The organism is Serratia sp. 506_PEND (genome assembly GCF_001076875.1).
Taxonomy (GTDB): Bacteria; Pseudomonadota; Gammaproteobacteria; order Enterobacterales; family Enterobacteriaceae; genus Serratia; species Serratia marcescens.
This window is the reverse complement of sequence record NZ_JVEL01000355.1, coordinates 1-4,068: the sequence shown is the minus strand read 5'-3', so window position 1 is coordinate 4,068 and position 4,068 is coordinate 1. Positions and strand designations below refer to the sequence as shown.

The 4,068-nt window shown below is 55.7% G+C and carries 4 protein-coding genes; 1 reads left to right on the top strand and 3 read right to left on the bottom strand.

Annotation, left to right across the window (positions count from 1 at the left end; genetic code table 11):
* Window positions 1-295: 295 nt before the first annotated feature.
* Complete coding sequence (locus ADK28_RS11490; protein WP_075202054.1) at window positions 296-1,543, top strand: type II toxin-antitoxin system RelB/DinJ family antitoxin; 1,248 nt, start codon at window positions 296-298, stop codon at window positions 1,541-1,543.
* Window positions 1,544-1,757: 214 nt separating this feature from the next.
* On the opposite strand, the gene tnpC is transcribed toward ADK28_RS11490, so the two are convergent.
* From tnpC to tnpA, 3 genes are all read right to left on the bottom strand, one after another.
* Window positions 1,758-3,260: an IS66 family transposase gene (gene tnpC / locus ADK28_RS11485; protein WP_048795398.1), complete on the bottom strand. Its 1,503-nt coding sequence runs from the start codon at window positions 3,258-3,260 to the stop codon at window positions 1,758-1,760.
* A gap of 64 nt (window positions 3,261-3,324) precedes the next feature.
* Window positions 3,325-3,663, bottom strand: a complete 339-nt coding sequence (tnpB, locus tag ADK28_RS11480; protein WP_048795397.1) for an IS66 family insertion sequence element accessory protein TnpB — start codon at window positions 3,661-3,663, stop codon at window positions 3,325-3,327.
* Window positions 3,657-3,986, bottom strand: a complete 330-nt coding sequence (tnpA, locus tag ADK28_RS31515; protein ID WP_049191698.1) for an IS66 family insertion sequence element accessory protein TnpA — start codon at window positions 3,984-3,986, stop codon at window positions 3,657-3,659. Before tnpA ends, tnpB begins: the two co-directional genes overlap by 7 nt.
* Window positions 3,987-4,068: the final 82 nt, after the last annotated feature.

Below are 4,068 nucleotides of genomic sequence, written 5' to 3'. Positions count from 1 at the left end.
GCGTGCACCATCTCGCCTACCTAAAACTCTTCACCAAAGTACGTGACCGGCAAAGCACCGTCGTTCCGTGCCTTACCCAACAACAGCGCATCCGGGCAAGCAATCACTGCGAATAGTTATCTGTGGCCGATCAAGACCAATAGATAAATGAACGAAATCCCTTCGTCTGTTGCGTTTGACTACGCCCCATTACTTAATCGTGGAAATAAAGAGTAAAACCGCAATTATCACAACGAGCTACGTTTTACTTAAAAATAAAACGTGCTACATTGTATTTCACCAAGAGGTTACAAATATGTCGACAAAACCCACTACGACAATACGCATCGACTTGGATGTCAAGCGACGCGCCAGTGAAGTGTTTGCCGAAATTGGCATCGGCATGTCCGCCGCAATTAATACATTTCTCAAAGCGGTGGTTCGCGAGGGCACTATGCCATTTGATATCACGTTAGAACGTCCAAAACTACACCCAAAACCCAGAAATGCCACACTCAATCATGCCTTCATCGTCAAAAAAGATGAGTTCTATACGCAGTATGAAGATGTGCAAAGGGAAATGGTGAAGCATCGGGAGCAACTAAAGGGAAAAACCATACTTTGTAACTGTGACGATCCTTTTGAGTCGGCTTTCTTCCGATTTTTTGTGCTTAATTTCGACAAGCTCGGACTGGCGGGGCTTACTTCTACCTGCTACGACGGCTCCCCAATCGCGGGACAAGAATATCCATTAGAGGGAGTGACTGGTGCCTATAAGGCAGTAGTCACAGAGGTGCCTGACGAGCCTCTGGAGAGGCCTGATGGTTCTCTGGATTTAGAGCCATTGTTTGCCATGCCAGGCAACTCTCTCGAGCATCTCGCTGGTGACGGTGATTTTCGCTCAGGTGAGTGTGAAGCTTTGCTTAAGGAAGCCGACATAATCGCCACCAATCCCCCCTTCAGTCTCTTTCGCGAGTACATTAGCCTCCTAGCGCGTCACGAAAAGGATTTTATTATCCTTGGGAATATGAATGCTACAACATACAAGGAGGTCTTCCCCCTTTTCTGTGACAATAAAGTCTGGTACGGAGAATCTATCCGCTCCGGGGATCGCAAATTTCATGTACCCGATAGCTACCCGTTAAATGCCGCGGGTTGCGGTACGGACGAGGAAGGGCGACGTTTCATCCGGGTAAAGGGCGTACGCTGGTTCACCAACCTGGACACCAGCAAACGGCATGAGCCTTTAGAATTAACTTGCCGCTATACTCCGGACGAATATCCACGTTACGAAAACTACGAAGCTATCGACGTTGGGCGCACCCAAAACATTCCGGTAGACTACGACGGGATTATGGGAGTACCGATCACGTTTCTCGACAAATACAGTCCGGATCAGTTCGAGATCATTATGCTTGCCAACGGCAATGCACGCTCCAACGTATCCCCCAAGATACTTACAGAGGTAGGCTATCGTCAGCATTCTGAAGACAGAGGAGGTGTCGGTATCATCAATGGCCGGCGCGTTTATGCACGGATCCTGATCCGCAGGAAATTTTTATGAGTTGCCGAATGCGCGTACCCTGCGCATATCAGGGCGGCAAGCAACGCGTGGCGGCTCAAATCGTCGATCATCTTCTGGAAGCAGCTCCCGAGCCGGATGCACGATTCTACGACCTATGCTGCGGATCTGGTGCGGTGTCCATCGAACTGGTGTAAGCACGTGGTGAACTCACCTTGCGTTGCAAGGTGAGTTTGTGTTTTGGATTTTCAGAGGACTAACGGAAGGTATTGCCGGCGTACGGCAGCAGCTCATTCAACCGCCGGTTCGGCCACGACGGCAACCGCGTCAGTACATCACGCAACCAGGCATACGGCTCCAAACCGTTCAGCTTTGCCGTCTCCAGCAGACTCAGGATATTCGCCATTCGCTGACCCGCTCGCAGACTGCCTGCGAAGAGCCAGTTCTTGCGCCCAACCGCCACCGGACGTATCACGTTCTCCGCCCGGTTGTTGTCTATCGGTACCCGACCATCCTCCAGATAGACCAGTAACGCCGCCCATCGCTTCAACGTATAGTCGATGGCCTTGCGTATCCCCGAGTTTGGTGCCGTCTTCTGCTGCTTCACCTGTAACCAGCTTTCGAACGCCTTCAACCGCGGTTTGGCATAACGGTGTCGCCATCGTCGTCGTTGTTCTGCCGGGCGCTGCTTTATCCGTCGCTCCAGGTTGTACAGCTCGCGGATAGTGGCCAGGGCGATTTCTGCCACCGGACTGCCGTTCGCCTTGTGCTGGTCGAAGAACTTCCGACGCACATGCGCCCAGCAGCCGGCTTCCTTCACGCTACCTTCGTCGAACAGCGCCCGGTAACCGGCATAGCCGTCCACGACCAACGTACCCTGCCAGCTATCCAGCATCGCGCTGGCATAGGTGCCACTGCGGCCCGGCTGGCAGTCATACAGCACCACCGCCCTGTCTGCCCCGGCGGCGCTGACGTAGGCCCACAGATACCCCTTCTGGCTGTGACCTTTTTCGGGATTGAGCAACAGTAACGGTGTCTCATCCGCCTGCAGTACCGCTTGCTGCAGCAGGTCCTGCCGCAGGGCGTCGGCCAGTGGCTTCAGTGCCGCCCCCACCGCACCGAACCAACCAGCCAGCGTGCTGCAGGGAATATCGATACCGTGACGCAGGTAGATTTTCTGCTGACGGTATAGCGGCAGATGGTCACTGCATTTGGCTACGGTGACCTGGGCCAACAACCCCGGACCGGGCTGGCCTTTTTCGATAAGCTGAGGCGGTAAGGGAACGGTATGGACGGTTTCACAGCAGGGACAGCTGTAGTGCGGGCGCACCGTGCGATGCACCACCACCCGAGCCGGAATGTACTCCAGCCGTTCGCTCACCTCATCACGCAGGGGGCGCAGGGCGTGCCCGCAGTCGGGGCAGTCATGACTGCTCAGGTCAAGACGGACCGTTTCACGGGATAACTCTGGCGGCAATGGCTGGCGTTTGGGCGGTGTGCCAGGGAGCGCCTTGCCTGCCGGTAACACCGCCGCCAACTGCTGTTCCAGGTCGGCGGTGTCGGCATCGACATCCTCTTCCGCCAGGCTCCGCTGTTCGCCCTGGAAGGCTTCACTCTTGCGGCCGAAGCGCCAGCGACGGCCGGCCTTCAGCGCGTCTTCCAGGGCCTGGATGTAGTGAGCCTGAGCTTCGAGCAGGGCCAGAGCCCGGACACGTAACTCATGGGGATCTTGTGTGGTAAACAGCGCGTCGATATCCATATCAGCAGCTTGACATAACGGACGGTGATAATCACGTCATATCATGACGTTAACGTTTAACGTCTCAGGTTTCCCAGCCCGGCAGGTCAAGCCCCTCAACCTGTTGCCAGTCTACCCCCTTGGTCAGCCAGGCGAACTGCTCTGCCGTCAGCGGCCAGGCGGTATCCCCGGGGCGGGGCCAGGTGAAGTGGCCCTGATGCAACCGGCGGGTGCACAGCCAGACGCCGTGCTTGTCCCACTGCAACACTTTGATGCGTGAGCGTGCCTTGTTGCAGAAAACCACCGCGGTTCCCGGCGGTAAGGGCGAGGGCAAGTGTTCATCGGCCAGCCGGGTCAGGGTATCAATACCCCGGCGCATATCGGTCGGCTCACGGGCCAGCCAGATGGCATGAGGCATTAGCATAGGTTGAGCTCCGCCATGATGGCCGGCAACTGGCTGGGCTGGCAGGTGATGGAGCACCGTTTTAAATTCAGGGTAATGGCGGGCATATGCGGGTCTATGTTGGGGAGGGATAGCGGTGCCTCTTCAGGGGCAACAGTCACCGGAATAAAAGGGGGTTCAGCGGCCGGTGACGTTGGGATTTTGGTCCACTTGCCGACCCAGTTGCAAAAGGTTTTGACATTGAGATGGTGTTGCAGGCTGTACTGAGTGCGGGACAGGCCGCTGAATTGCCAGTCGGCGACATGTTGCTGCTGTTGTTGGAGGGTATGGCGAGATTTTGGCATGGGGGAACCTGCGTAGTGAACATGAGGTTCAAGCGTGCCGAGTCGCACAAGGATTAACAATGTGAGTTCACCGCGTGCTTAC

Bases quoted from the DNA above. Each gene is read 5' to 3' on its own strand.
- ADK28_RS11490 (WP_075202054.1), top strand. From the start codon at position 296: ATGTCGACAAAACCCACTACGACAATACGCATCGACTTGGATGTCAAG.
- tnpC (WP_048795398.1), bottom strand. From the start codon at position 3,260: ATGGATATCGACGCGCTGTTTACCACACAAGATCCCCATGAGTTACGT.
- tnpB (WP_048795397.1), bottom strand. From the start codon at position 3,663: ATGCTAATGCCTCATGCCATCTGGCTGGCCCGTGAGCCGACCGATATG.
- tnpA (WP_049191698.1), bottom strand. From the start codon at position 3,986: ATGCCAAAATCTCGCCATACCCTCCAACAACAGCAGCAACATGTCGCC.